This is a genomic window from Bacteroides stercoris ATCC 43183 (genome assembly GCF_025147325.1).
Classification (GTDB): domain Bacteria; phylum Bacteroidota; class Bacteroidia; order Bacteroidales; family Bacteroidaceae; genus Bacteroides; species Bacteroides stercoris.
This window is the reverse complement of the sequence record NZ_CP102262.1, coordinates 1,384,170-1,407,382: the sequence shown is the minus strand read 5'-3', so window position 1 is coordinate 1,407,382 and position 23,213 is coordinate 1,384,170. Positions and strand designations below refer to the sequence as shown.

The following is a 23,213-nucleotide window of genomic DNA, read 5'->3' as shown; positions in this document are numbered from 1 at the left end:
TTAATTAGAAAGAGAGGGAAACTCCCAGTGTATAGGTCTTGTTTAACGGATACATACGTCCCAAATCATCATCGGGATGCTCAGGGTCTACAAATTTCACACCCGTAAATGTCAGCAGGTTGTAAGCATTGGCATAAATGCGCAGACTGGCATTGGGAATCTGTTTCAATTTCGGGAATGTATAACCCAGCTCGATACTCTTCAGACGAAGGTAAGCAGTACTTACACGATTGAAAGCTGAATTGTTTTTCGCCCAACGGCCTGTATAAGCGTAATGACCGGAAGTCCAGACAGTAGAAGGGTCATAGGGATCGGCTTTCGGGTCTACGGGATGCCAGCGATCAAGAAATTGTGTCAATGCACCACCACCGTTCTTACCCCAAATTTCATGCAAAGGCTCTTTGTACTCCATAGAGCCCAGCGCAGAGCCTTGCAACAACATGTTGAAGTCGAAGTTCTTCCATTGCAAGCCGGCATTCAAACTGAACTGCAACCATGGAGTCTGGTCTAAGGCAAACGGATGTTCGTCCTGACCGTTAATCTCACCGTCACCATTCCAGTCTTCATATTTGTAGTCACCCGGCAGAATGTCACGTTCCTTGTAACCCGGATAGCTCCAAATATCGTTCCAACTGGTGTAGCGTCCGGCAGAAGTATAACCAAACTGTACTCCTTGATAACGGTTTGTCAAGTTATCATTACGCCAACGGTCGTAGGAGTTAGCCCAAGGGCCTTTTTCTGAAGCAGTCAGGTATTTCTGACGGGTTACGGTAGCAATACCTTTCAGATTATAGGCCACTTGTCCAATCTTGTTACGATGAGTCAATTCCAATTCCATACCGAATTGACGGTCACTATCCAGATTTTCACGTGGAGCAGAGGCACCTACCACTGTAGGCAAGTCACCGGTACGGCGAGCGAAACGGCCAGTACGCAGACGGTTAAAATAGTCGAACGAAACGCCCAGCAGACCGTTCCAAGCTTCAAAATCGAAACCCACGTCGAATGTCTTCGACTTGAACCAAGTAATATTCTCATTAGGTAATGCCATCGGACTTGCCGCACTGATGAACTTGCCACCGAAGATATAGCCCGGCGAATAACCGTTATAGTCGCCATTAGATATGTTACCGCTAGTTGCAGGATAAGTGTACCCCATAGCCCAGTCATAATTCAAGTCACCATCATCACCCAGCACACCGTAGCTGGCACGCAGCTTCAGCTGATTGACAAACTTCAAAGCATCTATGCTTTTGAAGAAAGGTTCTTCGGATACTCTCCACCCAGCCGATACTGAAGGGAAGAAACCCCATTGATGTCCTTTGGCAAACTTGCTGGAACCGTCGTAACGGAACTGTGCTTCCAGCAGGTATCGGTCGGCAAACGAATAATTGACACGACCTATCAAAGCTTCGTTGGCTTGTTCATACAAATCATTATTACCAGTCTGCATAGCGCCGATCTGTCCTTCAGTCACACCAGCCAGCAGGTAAGGCATAGAGAATGCCAGGTCGCGAACAGCGTAGAAGTTGTCACCGTTGCGCTTCTGTACCTCCCAACCGACAACACCACCCACATGGTGGACATCGTTAAAGGTGCGGTCGTAGTTCACTGTGAATTGTCCCAGCATCTGTGATTTGTCATAGAACTCGCGACGCATGTTGCTGGGCGAGCTTTCGTTATAGACCTTCTGATTGTAGGTGCCGGTCTGCTCGTCATAAGCATACTGGTAGTACTCTTTACGGAAAGTCTCGTTGTTATCGGCACGATAATCGTAACTGAACATAGCTTTGGCAGTCAATCCCTTCAATACCGGTGTGTATTCACTGAAATCTACCGTCAAAGTAGCCGAGGACTGGAAATATTTCTGCTTGTACTTCTTGTAACCGGAAATATCGGCTGTCATCATAGCCACAGTATTCTGTTCCATGTCCAAACCATTGTAGTTCAACATCGTCCCTTCAGGATCAGCGTATGCAGGATAAAGTACACCTTGTCTCCAATAGTTACGAATGATATCCTGTGCGCTGCTGTAAGGCGTATTGCGTTCGTCGGAGATGCCACTTACACCAAGTTCGAATTTTATACCTTTAGCAACTTCAGTTGAAATGTTGGAACGCAGGTTGAACTTATTATAATTCAAGTCTCCCGAACGGAAGATACCTTCCTGGTAAAAATAGCCCATACTGATATAGAACTTAGTCTTCTCGTTGCCACCGGAAATGCTGATGTCGTGTTGTGTCTGTGGAGCCACATTAGAGATAATCAAGTCATTCCAGTCCGTCGTACGGCGCGTACCGTTACGGAATGCTTCAAAGCTCTCTTCGCTGAAGACCCATGAACCGCCATTAATGTTATTCATCGACATTTCGTTGAACAGCGTCATAGATTCATAAGGATCACACAGTTCAGGCATACGTGAAGGTTGTTGGAAAGTGTAGGAGCCATTGTAAGAGAATTCCGTTTTTCCTGCTCCTCCTTTTTTGGTGGTCACCAACACTACACCATTGGCTGCACGTACGCCGTAAATAGCAGCAGAAGCATCTTTCAACACAGAAATATCATCAATATCCATTGCATTCAAACGCTGGAATTCTTCCGTACTCCGAGGGATTCCATCGATGATAATCAATGGAGATCCCATACCTCGAATATCGAAACTGTTATTGAAAGTTCCGGGCTCAGAACTCTTCTGCCATACGCGCAAACCAGGAATACGTCCTGTCAGCATATTCTGCGGATTTTCGTTCTTGGTCTTTATCATATCCTGCCCTTTGACGGCAGAAACAGCACCCGTCACCGATCCGCGGCGTTGTGTTCCGTAACCTATCACCACTACTTCGTCTATCATCTTGGAGTCAGTCTGCATAATGATGTTGATAGTGGTGCGTCCATTCACTTTCTCTTCTTTGTCCTTCAATCCCACATAAGAGAAACTGAGAATACCATCTGCAGGAATACTGATGGTATAACGTCCGTCAATGTCGGTAATGACACCTATAGTGGTGCCCTTCACCATGACAGCAGCGCCAATGACAGGTTCATTGGTGTCATCCATAACTATTCCTGAAACGGAAATAGAGTTTTGTGCGAAAACACCTGCCGGAATCAGCATCAGAAGGAATGCTATTACCACGCAGGATAATCCTTGTCGCATCTTGCTAAAATTCTTCATAGTCCATTAATTTTAAAATTATTTCTTGCTCCATTCATAATTCGCCAACACTGCATATTCGGCGGCAAAAGCAAAAGTGAACATTCCTTCCACGTTGTTCTTGTTCTTTTCAGCTTTGTACCACCCCACCAGCAGATTGGTGGGAAGCATATGTTTGTATTGATAGTTTTCGTAGGCATAATCCAGATTATTCTGGAATGCCTCGATACAGCTTGCGGCAGCAGTGTAGGTTGAATAAGCATCCACATACCCACGCATCAGTACACCGTTGAACCAGTTACAGAATCCGCTGACATCAAATGTATAACAGCCCGGTTTGGCTGCTTCAGGTTTGGCAAAGTAAGCAAAACTATTATCGGTCAATTCTGCCAAATCCGTCTGATAAGTCGCATCGCTTGTAACTCTGAAAAGGTCGGCAGCACCGGAAAGCATCGTACCACTATTGTAAGTGATGGCCGGACCTACACGATCACGCAGTTTGGAACCAGTCCGATAGCGTTCACCATCAATGGTAACATATTTTATGTCCGGTGAATCATAACCACCCATCATATCGTCGTACACCCCGTCTGGTCTCAGCAAATGTTTCTTTTGCCAATCGTAAACAGCTTTGGCAAAATTCAAGTAATAGTCAGATTTCTTCTCAGTACGTAGCTTGCGACTGTTGTCGGCAGCCACGTAGCCATAGGTCACTTCGTCGGGTTTTCCTTTGTAAATTTCGTGCAGCCACACCAGAGGACTGACAATAGGGCCATTACTGCAAGAGTGCTTGGTGATATACCCCGGTCCCCACGTAATGCCTCCCAATGGACTACCTTGCTCATCAAGGGTACAGTCCCAACCGTCAAGCACGTATTCTGTCAGGTATTCTGCCTTTTCCAGATAGCGCTGTTCACCAGTAATATGATAGGATTCCAACAGTTCACGCACCAGCCACATCTGGTCATCGTAAACATTGAGGGTACCTTCCACTTGTGCAGCTCCCTTGCCGTTGCCGCGGTTTACACCGTATACCGTCCACTGTTTAGTCTGCGTATAAGAGGTCAGCGTAAAAGTACCTGCATAAAACTCCAGATTGTCATAAAGTTGAGCTAAAAGTTCCTTGTAGCGGTTAAAGTGAGAGTCATAAAGAGCCGTCTCTCCCTTTGTCTTCCCGGTCTTCATGGCTTTCATCGCAGCATTCACGGCCTCAATGGAACTAGTGTACATCCACACACTGCCCAACTCACTGGAACGGTTTCCGGTATAAGGGTTATAATAACGTGACATAGCCATGCCCGTACCTGTAAAATAGCACTCTACAGCATTGTCAATCAGCTCTATGGCACGTGCCACATTCTGCACCGGCAGATTGCCTGGAACATACATACCTCCGTTGTCCGGCTTTTCATCAACAGCAGAGTCATTACTGCAAGCCACTAACGTCAATAAGAGCAAAGTCAATAAAGTAAATAAATTTTTCATTATATTCATACAATTAGTTTCTTCAGTCCCCATCTCTCCCCTCATAAGATACAAAAGAAGATAAAGAGGGAAAAACAAAAAAATTAAATATCAGCAGTTTGTCACTCCATTGTGATGTCACGCAGCACCAGTTTGTTCTCATCGCCGTTCTCTTCTCCCTTAAAGACACCAATAGTCAACATTACATCTTCTCCGTTGAACTGAGACAAATCATAGACAAAATCGGCATATGCCTCCGGATCCCCCTTTCCTCCGGCCTGATGGATAAATTTCCAGCAACCGTCGGCAGCAGCCTCAGCAAACTGAGCCGTATGGGATGCAGGTGCCAAATGTACGACAGTTCCGTCCATACGGATAGCTGTCACCTTGAAGAAGGTAGCATTCGTTCCACTGAAGTTGCGAGTCTTCAATGTCATCCTATCACACCCAGACACAATGGAGAATTTGGCATAGAAATAAGATTCGGGAACGGTGGTACTTACGTTGTTTCCGCTACGTGTCTTTATCAGATAACCTTCGGAAGGGAATACCTCAGGATCTTTACTGAGCGGCATATACGACCACTCGGCACAAATATGGTCCACCTCGCGCCATGCACGATAGGCGTCCACATAGTTATCGCGATTTCCTTCAACAGGACTCAAGCCAGTGAACTTCAACTTCATTTGCGGCATGGTAGAGCGTACCATTTCCCGGGTCATCTTCCAACCATCCAACTCTTCGACCGATGTTCCGGGCAACCAGCCCCATCCTTCAATGGCTTCTTTAGCAAAAGCGATGCGGCGCAATACCAACTGCTTCCAGTAATCACCAGTCTGAGCACGGAATGTACCGATGGCAATGATTACTTCCTTACCGATGTATTTGCTCAAATCTACCGGAACAGAAGTGTAATTTTCCGAGGCATAGGTTCTGACATCACCCACCATCTCAGCCTTCGGATCGGCAGCAGTCAGGTCTACCACCTGCACGCCATAATATACCGGAGCAGCTTCGTCGGCACTGTGCGTACGGATTTGGAGGGTCATCATGTAGTTATCTTCTGTAATCAGCTTGCTTCCGAATACAAAGGAATCGAACATCTCCAAGTCAGCAGGATTCTTGCGGTCCTCTTCATTGTTGCGAATGCGGAGAGTGGTTCCTTCGTTCTGCTCTTCCCAGTCGCCACGGAAGTCCATTGTACACATGTAGTTACAAGCCCAATCCCAGTGGGGATAGCTTTCAGCATTTCGTCCGCCACGGTATTCGTTATAATACCATTTTTCTGCAGCTTTCAAATCATCAAGAGTTAGTCCGCGCAATATTTCCGTCCCACCCATGCGAACTTCTATAGTGGCAATGCCATCCACAAAGTCAGCTATAGCTACCTTCTTCGCGATGGAAGCATAGCCTGCTTTGGTAAAAGTAACGGTGTAGTCTGCCAATGGCAAATTACCAATTTCAAATGTACCGTCGCTTCCGGTGGTGGCAGTCTGTGTGGAGCTGATGCTGACCGTCACTCCTTCCAACGGAGTATTTCCCTTTCCTGCATCAACTACTTTTCCTTTGATTTTTGCGGCTGCATACTCCATTTTAGGGCTGACTTCAGCCACTTCTTCTTCATTGAATTTTCCTGCCACAACGGTAACACTTACCGTCTGGTAATCGGCTTTCGTAAATGTAATGATATGTGTACCTATTGAAATGTTTTCGAGTGTATATACACCCTGCGAATTTGTCGTGGCCTGAGGACCGTCCGGTGCAGCCGTTATACCGGAACCATCGACTAAAACTGTGACCCCTTCAAGAGGGGAAGATAAATCATCTGTGACGACACCCGTCACTTTTCCATAAGATAAAGCCTTTCCGCTCGTATCATCGTCCGAACAAGAGCTCGCCATGATGACCATACTTATAAGCATGGCCATCAGTCCAAAAACTTTCAGCTTTTTCAACTGTTTCATAGCTTAAATTATTAATTAGAAGTTAATATAACAAAGGAACCGATGCCAATCGCCCACATCAGCCTCAGGGTGTTACAAACCGCCCCTTTAGTTGCAAATTTGATTCCATATGGGTTAATTTTAGGATTAATTTGGGTATAATAGCATAAAAAAAACATTAATCTAGATCATTTTAACCCATAAAAGAAAGTACAGATTTCGCCTAACACTTTAAGCCACCAAAATAGTGCCGCGAATAAAACAATTATCGTATAAGTCCTACTAAATTTTTATTTTCAACAGCCCATTTGTCCTCATTTAGCATATTGAATTCATTGATTTTGGAAGCCTAATTATCAGAGGAGAAATAATGAGCTATCTCAGTATACGACTGCGATAGCCTACATATGTGCCTGAACTCAAAAATATTTTATAAATACTTTTCAATTGCATATAAGAAGAACCACAAGAACTCCAGGAAAGCAGACTGAAAAATAAAAGAAAAAACAAAGACAGAAAATACCGGATGCAACATATCGGGAAAGCTAATTCCAATAAAGGCTGAAAGGAGTAGGGTAATCTTCCCCCGTATGTTTTTTGTATTCTGCCACAAATCTTTGATAAGTACTAATAGCAGCATTTTCATGCTTAAGCATGAAAAGTGACTTGATGCAACAAGACAAGGCTGTTTCGTTCACCGGATCAATATTGAATTCCGCTTCAGCCAAGCTCATAGCTTCCGAATAATCCTGAGCCTCAAAAGCCTCTTTCATCAACTGTAAAACAAGTACTTCCAGGCGGCACTCCACATCTTGCTTAAAACCGTCGAACAACGGATCGTCCATAAAGCCGACAAACTTGCCACGCCCTACAATATGCAGGAACTCTTGCCGACAATCCTCTACCCGGTTTTCAGCAACTATCGCCATAAAACGCAGATAGTCACAATAAAAGACAGAAGACAGCGTGAAACGAAAACATCCTTTCTCATAAACCAGTTCTATACCATCCAGTTCTTTCAGAATCTTGCGCAAATGATTGATGGCTACTCCACGCGAGTTTTTCACTTTATCTTTTGGCTTGTCGGGCCATATCAAGTCGCTCAGTTGTTTGGAAGAAATTCCGTTGGCATCGCTATAACGCAAAATGAGACAGAATATTTGTTTGATACGCAAGGAAAACATATAAGAGATGTTACGACCACTCCGGTCGAAAACGGAAAAATCACCGAATAAATACATACAGTTGGCAGTTCTCGCATCTACTGCCTGCCTCTCCATCTTAGTGATATCAGAAGCATCAGGAAGCTGTTCCTTGTCTTGTCTTACAGCTTTACCGACCTCGCCCTTACCGGAGTTTCGACGCCACTTGTACACTATCCATACGCCTCCACCAACTACAGCCGCGACCGCCAGCACTAGCCATACACGTGAAACACTTCCTCCACCGTTATTCGCAATATATTTTTCAAGAGAAACCGGTGGAAAGAGTAACGAATAAACAGAAAATTTGGAAGAGACGTCATCACGTGTTTCCTGCACGGTCACAAAAAGCCTGCTTAAACGCTCGTTATAATAAAGACGAGCATTTGTCGTAATTTTATCAGAGTAAATGGGGATGGAATCACCCAATATCTGACAGCTGCCATCTTTTACAAGAAAACGATAGAGACGCAAAAACGAGTTAGACACACTCTCGGGATAACGCAAGACATAAAAACAAGAATCATTCTGTATCAGCATATCCTGCACCGGCACCACATTGGGCTGCCCTTCCGAAATATCCCAAAGTTTCTGCACATGCATCTCTTGCAAATCCACCTTATAAAGATCGTGAAAATAACGGCGGCCTATTACCTGGTCACCCGACTCATTACCCATACCGCCAAAAATATAGACAGAATGGTTACTGTCCAAATAACCGGCCGAAGAGAAATAACGGGGACAAAGAAAATCACCGGATAGAGAGCCAAGTGTATCCCAACGCGCTTCTTCCGGATCGAATATATAGAATTTATTATTGTAATACATATTGCCGAAACCACCGAAGATGGTGTAACGCTTGCGGACTGCATCATAATAGGAACAATGATGATGCAACTGCATGCTGAGCCGGCTGTAGCTCTCTACTCTCCAGCCCAACGTATTCAGGTCCAGACTTGCTATCATAGGCTCCGCATCCCCATTCTCTGTATATACCTCGTAGACATATAACCTTTCACTGGCACTGTCAAAGAAACTACCGGCAAGAAACAACTTCACAGGACACCGTTCGGTAAAAGCCTTGGCAGAAATATTTCCCGTCTCCACATTGTAAACAAACAACGAATCACGATTGAAATAATAAATCTCATTTCTACCAATATTATAACAAGAACCTGCTTCTGAAGCCGACGCAAAACCGCCCTCCCGCTTCCAGTGAAAGGCCTCATTAATCAGCCACACCGGATTTTCCACTTTACCGTAAAGAATCCCTTCCCGGTCACAAACCGATTCTCCTTCCGCCTCATCCAAGGGAAACGTGTAAGTGTGGTCAGCATGCACAACCAACTTATCAATAGCTATCTCTGGAACGTCAATAATGTGGTCGCTCTTACCGAACACTATTTTCGGGCTGAACTCATCGGCAAGTGCCACACCCTTGCATACTTTTTCCTGATCATGAATCTTGAGAGTAATCTCATCCTGCTTCAAGTTAAAGGCTATCTTCACCCTGAACCAATGGGATTTCATTGCTCCAGCCTTATTGACAGGCAAGGCTATCAACACACACTTCCCCTCTTGATTCAAACGGAACAAGATATCATTGCCACGAAAATCAAAAAAAAGATTGAAAATCTGTCCTTCATCCTTCCCCTTAACACGCAAGACATAACCGACGCTCTCGGTAGAATACAAAGCTATATTGAACTCCAAGTCAAAATAGTCTCTGAAAGAAGGATAACTATGAGCAAACACATCATAGGATGTTCTTTGATCGATAGGACTGGCTGCGCCACGAAATCTTAATCCGTATGCGGAAACCAGTTGGGTAGTGCAAAGGCCAATTATAAAAATGATATATCTATACAAGTGTACCATTAGGTTTCATTTAAGGTTATGCAATACCATCATCAAACACCAGCCAACATTTATTAACAAATGATGGGAAGATTGGAATGCAAATATATTAAAATATAAACGAACGAAAAATATTTTCTTTGAAAAAGTAATATATCATACAGTCACAAGACTTTCCAAACGGATGTTGAATAAATTTATACTAAATGAAAAGACAATATTCGTAAGAGAAAAGATTATGGAGGTAATGACTGCAAATACCGAAATGACGGCAGTAACCTACAGTACATAATGACAATATAAGAAACTAAAAGTCCGTATCATCTCAGTGCCCATAAAGGCAGCAGATGTACGGGCTTGATGAAAAGCAGACACAAAGGAGATTACATGAACTGCATGAAGAAAAGCTATGATGCAGGTACTCCCATCGCAATTCCTCGGCCATATTCCTGCATATCACCGCAAATATGCAATACCAGGCCATATTGATGGGCATCATCGTTGATACGTACCCAAGAGTTAGCCGTATCGTCGAAATGGAAGAAACCATATTGCCCGTTGATTACGCCATCAGATAGATGGCAGGATAATCATTACCCGGCTTTGCCTTGCCGAAACCAAAAGTATAGATGGTACGTACCTTATCCAAAACACGGAAATCAAATTTTTCTGAAGCGGCAGAGCAGTACAAACCATCATAAGCTGCAATCCACAAATCTTTTTCACGACCAGGAGTAGCATAGATACGGTCTTGCCCTCCACGCGGATCTCCTCTTCGTATGGTAGCACCGGCATTACCGCATTGGACCCTTTAACCGTTAAATTCAATGTGTCAGCATGAAAAGTCATCTCACCATCCTCACTGCTATACAATATTTCGGCCACAGCATCTACAGCATAAAAACGTCGGGAGTCCACCTTATCTGCTATGACGCGGATATTCTTAGGCAAACCACGGCAAACTTGCCAAGCCCCCCTTATCACGAGTCAGATAAGCCTTCGAGCGGTCGGGGGTTCAAATCCAAGAAGAACCGTCTGCTGCCACGGTGATATGCCCATTACGAGACTTCTCCGTTGGAACGGTGGCACACATAGTCCAGCGTCTGCCCCCATCTTCTGAATATGAGATAGTCTTTGCATCCGGCTGATGGCCGAACAGTGTACCAACCCTGACTATCAAATCCTGCTTCAGCCAGGCGCCTGTCACTCCATTCGTATTTCCGAAATGAGGATTGGCATGGCTGCCCAACGAATCGGGTCGATTGAGGTCGAAATGCGTAAAGCCACCATAATCACCGATACCGGAAATCAGGCGCGCCCCTTTTTGGGGAGCATAAAGTTCGAGAGACACGGTTTCTTCGATACTGGCAGACATGATACTCTATTTCACCGGTCCCCACGTTCTACGGCAGAGAGGTTGAAGGTTTCCCAACCACCGAGACCGGTGGTAAACATGGCATCTTCAGCGTCGACAGGATCTATCTCAATATCGAACATCCAATGCAGGAGGGGGACTTTTGTATAGGGAGCCTTAGAATAATCATACGCATATCTTGTCTTGAAAATTGGTTTCCAGTTCTTGCTACCGTCGACTGTACGGAACATCTCATCACTCTTATAACTGTGTTTGCCCCCAACTGTGCATACTGGCAATCATATATTTCGGATTACAAGCGTCCACTGATACAACCGCATAGCCAAATCCCGCCTTTTCGCCACCAGGCAGTCTGACGGGAGAAATGTCTGTCCATTTGCCTTTACGGATATCGTATTTCCACACACCTCCATCCCCCCATCTGGCTTGGACCGGAAGTATCCCCATACGTCAGAATCAATTGCCCGTTACTTATCAAGACCATATACGTGGGGCGGTACTGCACTGGCTGTCCCCCAACCGGCTGCCAACTTTCACCATAGTCGTGGCTAACGAACAGATTTTCCTTACCCTCAATGACACTGCCACATAAATATTACGGGTATCACGCTCATCTTTAGCATCTTGTACATCGTAAGCAATGCCACTGCCGCGATTCCCCCATGCGGCACGGTCGGCAAGATTGAACTTCTCGGAAACATCCGAGAAAGACGCTGCCCGTGCCCAACTCCTCCCCTTATCCGTACTGCGCCACAAGCCATGCAAACGGGTTCCCATATAAATGATATTCACATTCTGCGGGTCTACCATCATCCGTTCCCCATTACCACGCCCATTCTCGTTGCCACCCATCGTAAAAGGCACATCAACACGAGCAAAGGTTCTGCCACCATCATAAGAACAGAGTATGGCCCCATTAGAGCTACTGGTATACGTACCGCAGGCAATATACACGTTCTATGGATTCTGCGGGTCAATAGCAATGCTCTCCACCCCCTGCAGATTGCTTTCATCCAGACTTATCCAGTCCAACAAGGGCATCCACTGGCAGGAAACAGCATCCCACCGATAGGCCCCTTCCATATCGGTACGCTCTTCCATTCGTAAGAAACGGAATTCACCGGAGATATATCTTGGGCAAGCATTGACATGCCCCCAGCATCAAACTTATTCCTACTAAAAACAACTGTCTTTTCATAAGCATCAGAGTTCTAAAACAAACATTCTTGATATTTTCTTCAAATTTAGATATAAATCACGATTTATATGCCAGTGGGATATGAAAAAATCAAGACCACCCCTATCTTTATGGCGTGGAGGTCTCAGTGTGTGAGCCTCAAAATAAATGTTTCACGAGCTCTTAGTCTCAAAATGTAATAGCCTATGCGGATAGTATGTGGTCTTGACGTACACAAAGATAGTGTATTTGTTTGTATTCTCAACGAAAAAGGTGAGAAATTTGAAGCCAAGTACGGTGTTTTGACACCTGAACTGGAAGAGCTGCATCAACTTCTCCTTACTCATGAAGTTAAGGAAGTTACTATGGAAAGCACCAGTATTTACTGGTATCCCATCTGGCGCATTCTCAGTGACATAGAATGTCTGAAGTTGGTCAACCCCTACTTCATCAAGCAGCTTCCCGGCAGAAAAAGTGATGTCCGTGACGCTGCCTGGATAGCCGAATGTACCATGAAGGATCTCATCCGTGGCAGTTTCGTGCCGGATGAGATAGTGCAGCGCATGCGTCAGTATAACCGACGCATTTTTGACTTGAACAAGGAGAAGGTCTATAAACTGACCAAACTGGATGCCTTGCTTCAACGTTGCAATATCCGTATCAGCAACTACGTATCTTCTACAGACAGTAAGAGCTACAAAGATGTGGTGAAATTGCTTTCCGAAGGAATTGTCAATGCGGAAAAGCTGACGGAGGCCATCCATGGACGGACGGTGAACCGTGTCGGAAAAGAAGTAATTACAGCCGCTCTGACAGGAGTTGTCAATGAAGTGGACATAGACCTGATACGCCAGTACCGGGAGGAAATCCTTATGGATGACAAGCATCTGAAAGAGTGCCAGGAAAAACTGACGGAAATCTGCAGGAAAGAGTTCCCCAGGGAGTTCGATAATCTTCAGACGATACCCGGTGTAAAGGAACGCTCGGCAACCTCCATACTCTCTGAATTAGGGGCCGACATGAAGATGTTTATTACAGCGGCTGCATTGGTGTCGTGGTGCGGGCTCAAACCACGGAATGAAGAAAGCGCAGGAAAAATCAAATCACGAAGAATCACACATGGTAACAAGTACATCAGAAAGACTATGATTGAATGCGCATGGGGAGCCAGCCGGACACAAAACTGTTTTTACTCGAATTTCAGTTACACACAAACTGTCGTCAGAAGGAAGAATGCCATGAAAGTGAAAGTGGCCATAGCGCGGAAAATGCTTGTTGTCATTTGGCACGTGTTGAGTGATGGTGTTCCATACAATGATTATAAGAAGCCTGAAGCTATTGCAGAAGGCAACTCATAATATACCGCTTATTGTAAGGCCAGTATCTTTGTGGTAGCATAGACTCCGTTTTGCAAATTGACTGATGCTTTAAGCGGCTTAGAATGCCAGTGTTAGGAAATAAAGCCTGAAGAGGAAAATGATACTTTTTATATTGTATATCTGACTGCTCTTGATAGAACGGTCAATACATTCATGCTCATTAACACCATAAACTAAGTAAAGGAGCCATAAAGACAGGGGTAATCTTTATCTTTTCATAGAGGAAAGATAGGAATATTTCATTGATATTTCAGACTGAAGCTTTTGTTACAGTGTACATATAGCACTAACAACCAACATTTTAATAAAAGCAAGAAACTAAATTAAACCATAAAAATATTAAAACGACACCTATCACAGTTCTTCTCTCCAACAGTTTTTGTAACAACAATGCAACATATATGACACAAAAACACAACACGCATGCCCGAACTTTGTCACCGACAAATCATTCGACAACAACAGATTATGAAAAAAAGTGCATTGACAGTACTGATTGCCCTGCTGCCATTGGCCGCAACTGCCCAGACGCCCTCCATCAACGGGAACGGAAAAAAGATTGAAAAGGAGAAAATGGAAAGCAAAGACTACCTGCCAAAAATCCACGGAACCATCCGCGCCAAATACGAATATCAGACCACCATGGGTGCAGGACGTTTCGAAGTACGCAATGCCCGCGTCAGCGTGACGGGTAACGTATTGCCCAGCGTAGCCTACAAAGCAGAAATAGACCTCTCCGACGAAGGTCAAATCAAGATGCTGGATGCCTACGCCCGGCTTTTCCCGACAAAAGGACTGACAGTCACCACCGGACAAATGCGCGTCCCCTTCACCATCGACGCCCACCGCTCACCGCACCAGCAATACTTCCCCAACCGGTCGTTCATCGCCAAGCAAGTGGGCAATGTACGGGACGTGGGGTTCATAGTAGGATATACCCTGCCCACCAATATACCTATCACCGTGGAAGGAGGACTTTTCAACGGTTCCGGCCTGACCAATCAAAAAGAATGGCATAAAGAAGTGAATTATTCTGCCAAAGCCCAATTTCTTTTCACCAAAGGGCTGAACCTGACACTGAGCATACAGAGCATCCAACCGGAAGAAATACGGGTGCAATCGTACGACATCGGCGCTTACTATGAGTCCGACCGCTTCCATATCGAAGCGGAATATCTGTACAAGCAATATTCCGACAATGCTTTCAAAGATGTGCAAGCCGTAAACACATTCATCAATTACGACCTTCCGCTGCGTAAAATATTCAATAAAATGTCTTTCCTGCTACGCTACGACATGATGACAGACCAAAGCGACGCCAAGACCACCGATGAAGAAACCGGCGCATTGGTCACCACCGACTACAAACGCCAGCGGCTGACAGGCGGTATCACCTTCAGCCTCAGTAAAGCATTCCGCACAGACCTGCGCCTGAATTATGAAAAATATTTCTATGCCAACAGCAGTATTGCAAAAGAATCTGAACAAGACAAAATAGTATTGGAATTAATGGTACGATTCTAAAAAAATTACATATCTTTGGAATAAGCAAATTGATGTATGACAAATCCGCTTATTCCGGGCATCACTGCCGCAGAACAAGACGTGTTGTATCAAAAGCTAAATGAATACAACCAGAAAAAAGCTTCTTTCAAAGAGGTAGGCGCCTATCTTGTGGTATTGCCAAGAGCAGATTGTCCCCGATATTCACTTTGGATTTACTCCCCTCTGCCCGAAAGGCAATCCATATTTTACATATTCGACCTGAGCGAGGATATACACGAAGCCTTACGAATGGCAAGCACCTTATGTTACTACTCCCCCCGTCCTCTGTCGTTAGTGGAGTATAATGCCAAACGAATGCAGAATAAGGGCGACGATATTATCTCGTTCGGCAAATATCACGGACATTATCTGCACGAAATCCTGCGGATAGACCCTGGCTATCTCACCTGGATAGCTTTCAAGTTCACTCCCCGAATTCCTAAACAGGAACGCTTCGCACAAATCGCCCGGATATACCATTCCGTATACATTGACATCCTGCAACGGAAAGCCAAGCAACCGCCTGCCGGACGCTTTCTCGGGAAAGAAGGGGAAAAAGTGACAGATCTGACCCTGACCGTTCTCAGTGTCCGGCTGGAGGACGACCCCTACAAGACACAAGTCAGGGGTACGACCCCTTACTTCTATGTCCGGCAAATACTAAGGCTGAAAGACACCTCCGGAAATCTTGTGACTTTCCGCGTCAACTCCCGCACGGCAAGCAGGCATTCGTGCCAACTATCCGCTGTGGAACATGCTTACCGGATGGACGAAACCGTCCATATAGCCTCGGCACGCATTGCCGGTACGTACACCATCGGAAAAAACAAATGGACGCGACTTAATTATGTAAAATTTCATCCATAAGACCGAATCCGGTCAAAAATTCCATTTCAAACATCAATTCATCCACCCCTTACCGAAAAGAAACCCGTATTTTTGCTCCATACATATTTAAATACGTAATGCCATGAAAAAACAAACTGCACTTTGGTGCTTATCCCTCCTATTGGTGATGGGAGCCTGCACCACATCCTCCTCCCGGAAAACGGCCGGAGAATGGGCAAAAGTACCCGGAATACTAAAAAATATCGTACCGCCCGTATTCGCCGATACTGTTTATGATGTAACCGACTACGGAGCAAAGAGCGATACAACTTTCGACAGCTGTCCCGCCATCCTCCAAGCCATCAGTCATTGTAACACGAACGGTGGCGGTACCGTACTCATTCCCGCAGGAAATTATTTCATCAAAGGAGCCATCACGCTGAAAAGTAACATAAACCTGCACATCGCCGAAGGAGCACGTCTGGAATTCTCTACCGAAGCCGCCGACTACCTGCCTATGGTACTGACAAAATGGGAAGGAACAGAATGTTTCAACTACTCCCCCTTTATCTACGCATACCAATGTACGAATGTCGCGGTAACCGGCAAAGGAACTATCGACGGAAACGGTTCGGTGACTTTCAACGGCTGGCATGCCATACAGGGTCCTGCCGTAGACCGCCTGCGCCAGATGGGTATCGATTCCGTTCCTGTATACCAACGCGTATTCGGAGAAGGACACTATCTGCGTCCCTGTATGATACAATTTTACGGTTGCAAGAACGTATTGGTAGAAGATTTAAAAATTTACGATTCTCCCTTCTGGATCATTCATCCCGTATTTTGCGACAACGTAACCGTACGGAATGTATATATCGACAGCAACAATTACAATAATGACGGCTGCGACCCGGAATCCTGCACCAATGTACTGATAGAAGGTATGGATTTCAACGTTGGTGACGATGGCATCGCTATCAAATCAGGGCGCGACCAAGACGGCTGGCGCATCGGTCAGGCTACGGAAAATGTTATCATCCGCAACTGTCATTTCGCACGTTGGGCCATCACTGTCGGAAGCGAAATGTCGGGCGGAGTACGGAATATCTATATTGAGGACTGCAAGATAGACAGTTGCCGCAACGGTATATATTTCAAGTCCAACCCGGACAGAGGCGGCTATTTCGAAAACCTGAATATGCGGCGCATCGAAGCCGATGTCTGCCTGTGGGGTGTTATCAATTTCCGCACGAACTACCACGGATACCGGGGTGGCAATCATCCTACACTATTCCGCAACATCTGCATTGAAGATGTAACCTGCAACCGCGTGGACAGCGTAGCGCTCATGGCTAACGGACTGCCTGAAGCTAAACTGCACAACATCACCCTGCGGAACATCAACGTGAAAAAAGCTCCCAAAGCGATACAAATGGAGAATGTGGTGAACCTGACGCTGGACAATGTAGTAGTAAACGGAGAAAAAGTAACTGCCCCCTGATTACTTCTCTCCAACTGGCGGACGCTTACGCCAATCGTCTTTCCGGTAGCTGTCCGGATAAACCGTTTTGTCTACAATCTCCCCGCCTTTGGTACGAATCCAGGTAGTGAATGTGCGGACGTTTTCTTTCATCAGAATAACACGGGCACCATTCGGCAGGTGGTTATACTCCGTATTTCCACCTGTAAAACGCCCGTAAGCCAACAGGATGCCGTGCCACATAACGGAATAATCATTATCATGGTCGTGCCCCACAAAGGTACCCATTACATCACCGGCTTCTTTCATGGCGGCAAACATGCCGGTATTCAAGAGCGGAGCACAAGCCTTTTCCATACGCGTGCCTATCAATATGGCACTCTCATCAGCCGCAGCCTGATTATATTCGGGTAGGGGAATATGGAAAAAAGCCAGGGCAGGCAAAGGCTTTCCACCATTTCTTTCCGTATAAGCAGCGCTCTGGCTACGATACCAGTTTACCTGATCAAGGGTAAACCAGGCATATCCTTTCACATCCGGCAACCGGGAGTAGGAGTGCGAATCCATACAATACAACAAAGCTGCATCACGATTACTGTCGGAAGCCTGCAATGCAAGCACGTAGTCGGGGGAATCGGCCTCACCTCTTTCCGGCTGAATATTATAAGGAACAGAGCGAACGACATCATATAATTCGGCACGCGTCTTATCCTGTTCATTATCATGGTTGCCAAAAGTCACAACAAAAGGAATTTTGCGGGAAGAAGCACAAGCAAGTACCGTACGCATGGCTGTTTCTGCCGGCTGAGAAAACAAGCAGTGTAAAAGGAGAAAGAGAGAAAAACACGGTAATTGATTGACAGATAGAAATGTATGTCTTTTAGTGTCTTTGGGTGTCCGATAGTAAAATTGCAGGAAAAAGCAGATTAGTGCATACTTTCCGTTTCTTATCCGTTACCCATTTAGACAGGCGAAAAACACGGCAATCTAATGACGTTAAACGTCTGATTATAGCACTGTTTGTCTGCGGTTTACATTGTTCGAATAACTCACAAAGAAAGTAATTTTACGAACTAAAAATGTGAGCGTTATGAACAACGAACTTAAGGTATCCTTTTACCTCAAACGAGAGGGTAACACGGAGAGAACAGAACCAAATCCCGATGCTGTTTTTCCGATTGTCGGGAAAATCATCATCGGTAACACCATCGCACAATTCGGCTCAAAGCTGAAAATTGGAGAACGGCTTTGGAATGTAAAATCAGGTCGGGCAATCGGCAAAAGCCGTGTAGCTATTGAACTCAACAGAGAGATTAATAAAATTAATCTCTCCATACACGCACACTACAAGGACATTTTGAAGCGAACCGGAAAAGTAACCGCTATCGAAGTGAAGAACGCATTTCAAGGGATTGCCACTGCACAAAAAACACTGCTTGTCCTGTTCGGTGAAATGATGGAAGATTTCAAAGGGAGAATAGGTACTGACAGGGCACAATCCACCTACAAGCAGTATGAAGTCCTAAACAAGCAGCTTAAGCAATTTCTTCGGGAAGAATACCATGTAGAGGATATTCCCCTAACTGAGTTAGATTTACCTTTCATCGAAGCCTTGAATTTCTTTTTCCGAGTAAAACGCAAGATGAAGCCGAGAACCGTTAAGGCTCGGATTGTCTTGTTAAATAAGTTGATACGTTTGGCATTGCATCGAAGAATTATTACCCGTTCACCTTTTGACGGCTTTGAATTAGAAAAAACGGAGCTTAAAAACAAATCACTCACCAATGACGAATTGGATTTGCTTATGAAAACTCCCCTTAAATCCGGTACACAGCGGTTTATCCGTGATATGTTCCTGTTTTCGACCTTTACAGGCTTGGCGTATGCAGACCTGCATAAACTCTCTTGGAAAGATATTATTACGGAAGATGATGGTAGTTTGTGGATTTCAGCCAACAGGCAGAAGTCTCAAACAGTGTTCAATGTAAAACTATTGAATATCCCTATCCAAATCATGGAGTATTACAAGGGGCTTGCTCCCGATGGAAAAGTATTCCCGTCCATGAGTTTAGGACAGGTCAATGTTGGTCTGAAACGAATTGCAAGAAATTGCGGTATTAATCGGGTATTATCCTACCACGTTGCAAGATACACGTTTGCCTCTCAAATTTGTCTTTCACAAGGCGTTCCAATAGAGAGTGTTAGTCGAATGTTGGGGCACAAACATATTCAGACTACCCAACGTTACGCACGTCTTAACAATGAGAAGATAGGCAATGATATGCAACAACTATCCGCACGCCTTGCCGCTAAATTCAACTTTTAATAATCCAAAATAGAGATATTATGCAAAACAATAGAAGTACTTTCGCTATACTTTTTTACCTAAATACCAGCAAAAAGAAAAAATCAGGCAGCTGCCCTATCATGGGGCGTATCAGTGTGGACGGTAAAAGTTCGGCTTTCAGCACAGGTTTAGAACTATCACCTGAACAGTGGGATGCCAAACTGGGAATAGCCATAGGCAAATCAAAAGAAGAAACAACTATCAACAAGCGGATAGAAAACTATCGGACTGAACTTATCAGGCATTATAAAACCTTATTGGAAAACAAAAGCTACATTACTGCTGAAATCTTGAAAAACGCCATTAAAAGGATTGGGATTAGGCAAAACAGCCTGATACAAGAGTTTGCAGCTTTGCTTGAGGAAAAACGTCAGTCTGTCGGTATTTTGATAGTGGAAACCACTTATGCACATCTTAACCGTGCTTATCACCATTTGAAAGAGTTCTTACAATACAAATACGGAGTAACGGACATTCCCTTTACCCAAGTTGATTTTGATTTTATAGAATCATATGTTTACTATCTGAAAATCAACTTGCAATTTAGTGCAAGCACAACCAATAATACAATTAAGCCATTACGTAGAATTGTAATGCGAGCCTTAAACAAAGGGTTAATGTATCAAGACCCATTCTTTGGCTATCGTCCGCAAAGGATAACCATTACACGAAAATGGTTATCAATGGATGAGATAGAACGATTGATGCAAGTAGAGATGAAACGTGAGAGTGCCAATTTTATCCGTGATATGTTTTTATTTTCGACATTCACGGGGCTTGCTTACGTGGATTTGAAGAACTTACGGCATGATAATATTGTACGGCAAGAAGATGGTAAACAATGGATTGTTCTGAACCGTCAAAAGACCGGAACGACTTCTAAGATTCCACTACTTGATATTCCGTTACAGCTTATCGAAAAATACTGGGACACTGCCTTTGCTGGCTTTGGTGGAAGGGTATTTAGATTATGCACAATAGAAAACACTGATATTCAGTTGAAAAAGATAGCTAAAGCAGCTAAGATTGATAAACGGCTGACCTACCACATGGCAAGACATAGCTATGCAACCCTTTGTCTTTCAATGGGTGTTCCAATAGAAACGATTAGCCAAACATTGGGACATCGAAGTATTACCACTACTCAAATCTATGCGGATATAACCCGTACCAAGATTAATGAGGACATGACAAATTTAGCGGAACGGATTGAGGGGAAATATGAATTGACAAAGTAAGCATCTCACCCCAACCAACATATTTTTTCCTTTTTTTCTCTGATAAGCATTACTTATATGGAGAGAATGAATAAGGCAATGCTTTGGGGGAATTTACTCTTTTTGTGAAGCAAAAAGGAAGAAATTCCCCCAAACCCGTAGGGCTTGGCATTGACGTTTCAGGCTCGGAATATACCTTTGTGTTCAGAGAAATAAAGGATTATACCTTTGAAAAGTAATCTATTAAACTGCATACGGCTATGGCGAAGTTTTCGCCATCAATGGAGTAAAAACCCAACTTCTTGGCAAATGCACTGCTTTTGTCGTTGGCACACTCGATGCCGATATGATTAAAACCGTGTCGTTGGGCTACTTCGGTCAGAAATTGAAGTAGGTGCGTTCCGTGTCCTGTCCGTTCTTTACTAAAACTCAATCGGGCAATAATCAGGCAATCAGGTGGAAATTTGCTTTCAACCTTTCTGATACGCAAATACAAATCTACTCGGCTGTTTCTTCGGGTGGTAATAACATTATCCATTGTCAGATAGACAAGCGATTTACAATATTTGAAACGCTCCATCAGGTAGCAATCTATATCGGCTCTTAGTTCTTCATATTCAATCATCGTTTTATTCCTTTCTTCTTTTTCTTCTTGCGTTTCTGTGCCTGTAATTCTTCTGCCAGTGTTGCATCGTAATTATTGCCATCTCCCAGTGAAAAGATAGATAATATAGAATCACCACCACTATTATTTTGTTGATTGTAAGACTGTTTGTTCTCTGCTTTGCTATCAAGATTGCAAGAAATTATGTTTTCTTTTTCACTGGATTGGAATACTTCTTTTTTCTTTTCGCCAGTGAAGTTTTGTTCCTGTAATTCAAGTTGTTCAGAGATAGAGCCGTTCTTCATCGTATTGTGGTAGTCAAACGATTCTGATAATTGGCGGTTGTAGCCGAATAGCTTATCAAAGCCTTGTTCTGTCTGTTGGAATAGATTCACACGGTCAAAACCACCCGTAACCGTCCCTTTCTTGGTGTCTTTATGATTGGTAAGTGGTGATAGTTTCTTTTTGTTGGCTTGGTCTTTCCGGCTCACAATCAAATGGCAGTGCATATTCAGTTCGTTGTTGGAACGGCTACGGCTGAAATGTATCTTGCCGTAAAACTTTACATCCTCTTCGGATAATCCTTTGTTGAAGTTCTTGGCATATTCAGGGATAAATACCTCTCGGATATATCGTTTCATGGCTTCGGCTTGTTCCTGTTCGGTATTACCCATTGACCGAAGCTCGTTTTCCGATGGGCTGACATGGATAGCGAAAAACTTTGCATCTGTTTTTAGGAGTTGCCCTATATTGGTATCTATATCCTTAATAACCTTTGATTTGTAGATGTTATCATCCGTCAGGTTGAAAAAGCCATCGGTATAGATACCCTGTTGCATCCGTTCCATATCTTCATGCTCCATGTATAACGCTAATTGTCGGCTACTACCTGCATTGTTGTATGTTCCGCCCGATGGTGGGGCAAAATCTATGTGCATGGCTCTATGTGTTTATCAGATTGGTAATTTCAGCCTTTAGATTCTCTTTCCTCTTGCTATCCATCACACCGCAAGCGGATAGTTCTGAATAGAGTTGTATCAGGTTCAACAGCTTCTTATAATCCCGTTGGTGTATTTGATACAGGGCGTTAATCTGTTTGGACTGGTTGTTTATCATATCAGCATGTTTGCCAAACTGCTCACTTATATTTTTGAGTACGGCTGTTTGCTTCTCCCTATTGGCTTCCATCTGTGAGAGGATAAGCGTTTCCAATGTCTTGCCAATGGTATCAAAGCGAATGGCAATAGAATTGGCGGTGCGTATCATGGGATTTAGTTGTTCTTCCTCGTAGTGTCGGATGAAGCGGATTATATCATCCTGTCGTTTGTTTATCTTCGCCAGTTCCGATTTTACGGATTCGGGGGCTTCTGATGGGTTGATACATGCTTTATCAATATAGACAAACGCCAACCTGACTATTTCCCCTTTTTTCAGTGAATAGCGTTTGCATAGCTTATCTATTAGCTTTCCCGTCTGTCGGTCTATGCCGATGGTGGTAAGAGTGGATATATTACTGGTCTTATCCATGATTATAACTTTTTTATAAAGAAAGTAAGATTCATTCAGTTGATTATAAGCGAAATAAGTTTTAGACTTATAATCACTGTTATAAACGGTTACTAACGTAACCCATTAAAGCCG

Annotated in this window: 19 protein-coding genes and 1 pseudogene; 6 read left to right on the top strand and 14 right to left on the bottom strand. The window is 44.2% G+C overall.

Annotated elements, in window-relative coordinates:
• Positions 1-4: 4 nt before the first annotated feature.
• From NQ565_RS05850 to NQ565_RS05805, 10 genes are all read right to left on the bottom strand, one after another.
• Entirely contained in the window at positions 5-3,175 is a 3,171-nt protein-coding gene (locus NQ565_RS05850) for a SusC/RagA family TonB-linked outer membrane protein (RefSeq protein WP_005658269.1), read from the bottom strand.
• Positions 3,176-3,193: 18 nt separating this feature from the next.
• Positions 3,194-4,648 carry a glycoside hydrolase family 76 protein gene (locus NQ565_RS05845; protein WP_040316386.1) on the bottom strand — a complete coding sequence of 485 codons (1,455 nt, stop codon included), beginning with the start codon at positions 4,646-4,648 and terminating at the stop codon, positions 3,194-3,196.
• A 92-nt stretch (positions 4,649-4,740) separates the two neighbouring features.
• Positions 4,741-6,582, bottom strand: a complete 1,842-nt coding sequence (locus NQ565_RS05840; protein ID WP_005658271.1) for an MSCRAMM family protein — start codon at positions 6,580-6,582, stop codon at positions 4,741-4,743.
• Positions 6,583-7,106: 524 nt separating this feature from the next.
• Positions 7,107-9,518 carry a hypothetical protein gene (locus NQ565_RS05835; RefSeq protein ID WP_231292999.1) on the bottom strand — a complete coding sequence of 804 codons (2,412 nt, stop codon included), beginning with the start codon at positions 9,516-9,518 and terminating at the stop codon, positions 7,107-7,109.
• 664 nt (positions 9,519-10,182) lie between these two features.
• On the bottom strand, positions 10,183-10,335 hold the full coding sequence (locus NQ565_RS05830) for a hypothetical protein (RefSeq protein ID WP_005658276.1): 153 nt from the start codon (positions 10,333-10,335) through the stop codon (positions 10,183-10,185).
• Between the two features lie 300 nt (positions 10,336-10,635).
• Positions 10,636-10,995, bottom strand: a complete 360-nt coding sequence (locus NQ565_RS05825) for a hypothetical protein (RefSeq protein WP_005658279.1) — start codon at positions 10,993-10,995, stop codon at positions 10,636-10,638.
• An 11-nt stretch (positions 10,996-11,006) separates the two neighbouring features.
• Positions 11,007-11,225 (bottom strand): hypothetical protein, encoded by a 219-nt coding sequence (locus NQ565_RS05820; protein ID WP_005658280.1) that lies wholly within the window; start codon positions 11,223-11,225, stop codon positions 11,007-11,009.
• A 10-nt stretch (positions 11,226-11,235) separates the two neighbouring features.
• The gene (locus NQ565_RS05815) at positions 11,236-11,442 is read right to left on the bottom strand and encodes a hypothetical protein (RefSeq protein ID WP_005658282.1); all 207 of its coding nucleotides are present in this window, start codon (positions 11,440-11,442) and stop codon (positions 11,236-11,238) included.
• A 27-nt stretch (positions 11,443-11,469) separates the two neighbouring features.
• The gene (locus NQ565_RS05810) at positions 11,470-11,949 is read right to left on the bottom strand and encodes a beta propeller repeat protein (protein ID WP_229127206.1); all 480 of its coding nucleotides are present in this window, start codon (positions 11,947-11,949) and stop codon (positions 11,470-11,472) included.
• A gap of 3 nt (positions 11,950-11,952) precedes the next feature.
• On the bottom strand, positions 11,953-12,096 hold the full coding sequence (locus tag NQ565_RS05805) for a hypothetical protein (RefSeq protein WP_005658285.1): 144 nt from the start codon (positions 12,094-12,096) through the stop codon (positions 11,953-11,955).
• Positions 12,097-12,378: 282 nt separating this feature from the next.
• Between NQ565_RS05805 and NQ565_RS05800 the strand changes: the two genes are divergently transcribed.
• The 4 genes from NQ565_RS05800 (at position 12,379) to NQ565_RS05785 (ending at position 17,425) form a co-directional block, all read left to right on the top strand.
• Positions 12,379-13,530: an IS110 family RNA-guided transposase gene (locus NQ565_RS05800; protein WP_005654610.1), complete on the top strand. Its 1,152-nt coding sequence runs from the start codon at positions 12,379-12,381 to the stop codon at positions 13,528-13,530.
• Positions 13,531-14,019: 489 nt separating this feature from the next.
• Entirely contained in the window at positions 14,020-15,075 is a 1,056-nt protein-coding gene (locus tag NQ565_RS05795) for a porin (protein ID WP_040316343.1), read from the top strand.
• A gap of 36 nt (positions 15,076-15,111) precedes the next feature.
• The gene (locus tag NQ565_RS05790; RefSeq protein ID WP_005658288.1) at positions 15,112-15,963 is read left to right on the top strand and encodes an exodeoxyribonuclease X C-terminal domain-containing protein; all 852 of its coding nucleotides are present in this window, start codon (positions 15,112-15,114) and stop codon (positions 15,961-15,963) included.
• Positions 15,964-16,066: 103 nt separating this feature from the next.
• Complete coding sequence (locus tag NQ565_RS05785; protein WP_005658290.1) at positions 16,067-17,425, top strand: glycoside hydrolase family 28 protein; 1,359 nt, start codon at positions 16,067-16,069, stop codon at positions 17,423-17,425.
• Here NQ565_RS05785 and NQ565_RS05780 read toward each other — a convergent pair.
• Positions 17,426-18,208, bottom strand: a pseudogene (locus NQ565_RS05780) (metallophosphoesterase family protein); the annotation flags it as partial.
• A gap of 286 nt (positions 18,209-18,494) precedes the next feature.
• Between NQ565_RS05780 and NQ565_RS05775 the strand changes: the two are divergent.
• Together NQ565_RS05775 and NQ565_RS05770 are read left to right on the top strand one after the other, a co-directional pair.
• A complete protein-coding gene (locus NQ565_RS05775) occupies positions 18,495-19,730 on the top strand; it encodes a site-specific integrase (RefSeq protein ID WP_005658293.1) in 1,236 nt (411 codons plus the stop codon).
• Positions 19,731-19,750: 20 nt separating this feature from the next.
• A complete protein-coding gene (locus tag NQ565_RS05770; protein WP_005658295.1) occupies positions 19,751-20,989 on the top strand; it encodes a site-specific integrase in 1,239 nt (412 codons plus the stop codon).
• 199 nt (positions 20,990-21,188) lie between these two features.
• Here the strand turns inward: NQ565_RS05770 and NQ565_RS05765 are convergent, their stop codons facing one another.
• From NQ565_RS05765 to NQ565_RS05755, 3 genes are read right to left on the bottom strand one after another with little or no spacing between them, the layout of a single operon-like run.
• Entirely contained in the window at positions 21,189-21,593 is a 405-nt protein-coding gene (locus NQ565_RS05765) for a GNAT family N-acetyltransferase (protein WP_005658297.1), read from the bottom strand.
• A complete protein-coding gene (locus tag NQ565_RS05760; RefSeq protein WP_005658299.1) occupies positions 21,590-22,510 on the bottom strand; it encodes a DUF5712 family protein in 921 nt (306 codons plus the stop codon). The genes NQ565_RS05765 and NQ565_RS05760 overlap by 4 nt, the downstream gene beginning before the upstream one ends.
• A gap of 4 nt (positions 22,511-22,514) precedes the next feature.
• Complete coding sequence (locus NQ565_RS05755; RefSeq protein WP_005658301.1) at positions 22,515-23,099, bottom strand: BfmA/BtgA family mobilization protein; 585 nt, start codon at positions 23,097-23,099, stop codon at positions 22,515-22,517.
• Between the last annotated feature and the right edge of the window lie 114 nt (positions 23,100-23,213).

Bases quoted from the DNA above. Each gene is read 5' to 3' on its own strand.
- NQ565_RS05850 (WP_005658269.1), bottom strand. From the start codon at position 3,175: ATGAAGAATTTTAGCAAGATGCGACAAGGATTATCCTGCGTGGTAATA.
- NQ565_RS05845 (WP_040316386.1), bottom strand. From the start codon at position 4,648: ATGAATATAATGAAAAATTTATTTACTTTATTGACTTTGCTCTTATTG.
- NQ565_RS05840 (WP_005658271.1), bottom strand. From the start codon at position 6,582: ATGAAACAGTTGAAAAAGCTGAAAGTTTTTGGACTGATGGCCATGCTT.
- NQ565_RS05825 (WP_005658279.1), bottom strand. From the start codon at position 10,995: ATGTCTGCCAGTATCGAAGAAACCGTGTCTCTCGAACTTTATGCTCCC.
- NQ565_RS05820 (WP_005658280.1), bottom strand. From the start codon at position 11,225: ATGTTCCGTACAGTCGACGGTAGCAAGAACTGGAAACCAATTTTCAAG.
- NQ565_RS05815 (WP_005658282.1), bottom strand. From the start codon at position 11,442: ATGGGGATACTTCCGGTCCAAGCCAGATGGGGGGATGGAGGTGTGTGG.
- NQ565_RS05805 (WP_005658285.1), bottom strand. From the start codon at position 12,096: ATGGAAGAGCGTACCGATATGGAAGGGGCCTATCGGTGGGATGCTGTT.
- NQ565_RS05800 (WP_005654610.1), top strand. From the start codon at position 12,379: ATGCGGATAGTATGTGGTCTTGACGTACACAAAGATAGTGTATTTGTT.
- NQ565_RS05795 (WP_040316343.1), top strand. From the start codon at position 14,020: ATGAAAAAAAGTGCATTGACAGTACTGATTGCCCTGCTGCCATTGGCC.
- NQ565_RS05790 (WP_005658288.1), top strand. From the start codon at position 15,112: ATGACAAATCCGCTTATTCCGGGCATCACTGCCGCAGAACAAGACGTG.
- NQ565_RS05785 (WP_005658290.1), top strand. From the start codon at position 16,067: ATGAAAAAACAAACTGCACTTTGGTGCTTATCCCTCCTATTGGTGATG.
- NQ565_RS05775 (WP_005658293.1), top strand. From the start codon at position 18,495: ATGAACAACGAACTTAAGGTATCCTTTTACCTCAAACGAGAGGGTAAC.
- NQ565_RS05770 (WP_005658295.1), top strand. From the start codon at position 19,751: ATGCAAAACAATAGAAGTACTTTCGCTATACTTTTTTACCTAAATACC.
- NQ565_RS05765 (WP_005658297.1), bottom strand. From the start codon at position 21,593: ATGATTGAATATGAAGAACTAAGAGCCGATATAGATTGCTACCTGATG.
- NQ565_RS05760 (WP_005658299.1), bottom strand. From the start codon at position 22,510: ATGCACATAGATTTTGCCCCACCATCGGGCGGAACATACAACAATGCA.
- NQ565_RS05755 (WP_005658301.1), bottom strand. From the start codon at position 23,099: ATGGATAAGACCAGTAATATATCCACTCTTACCACCATCGGCATAGAC.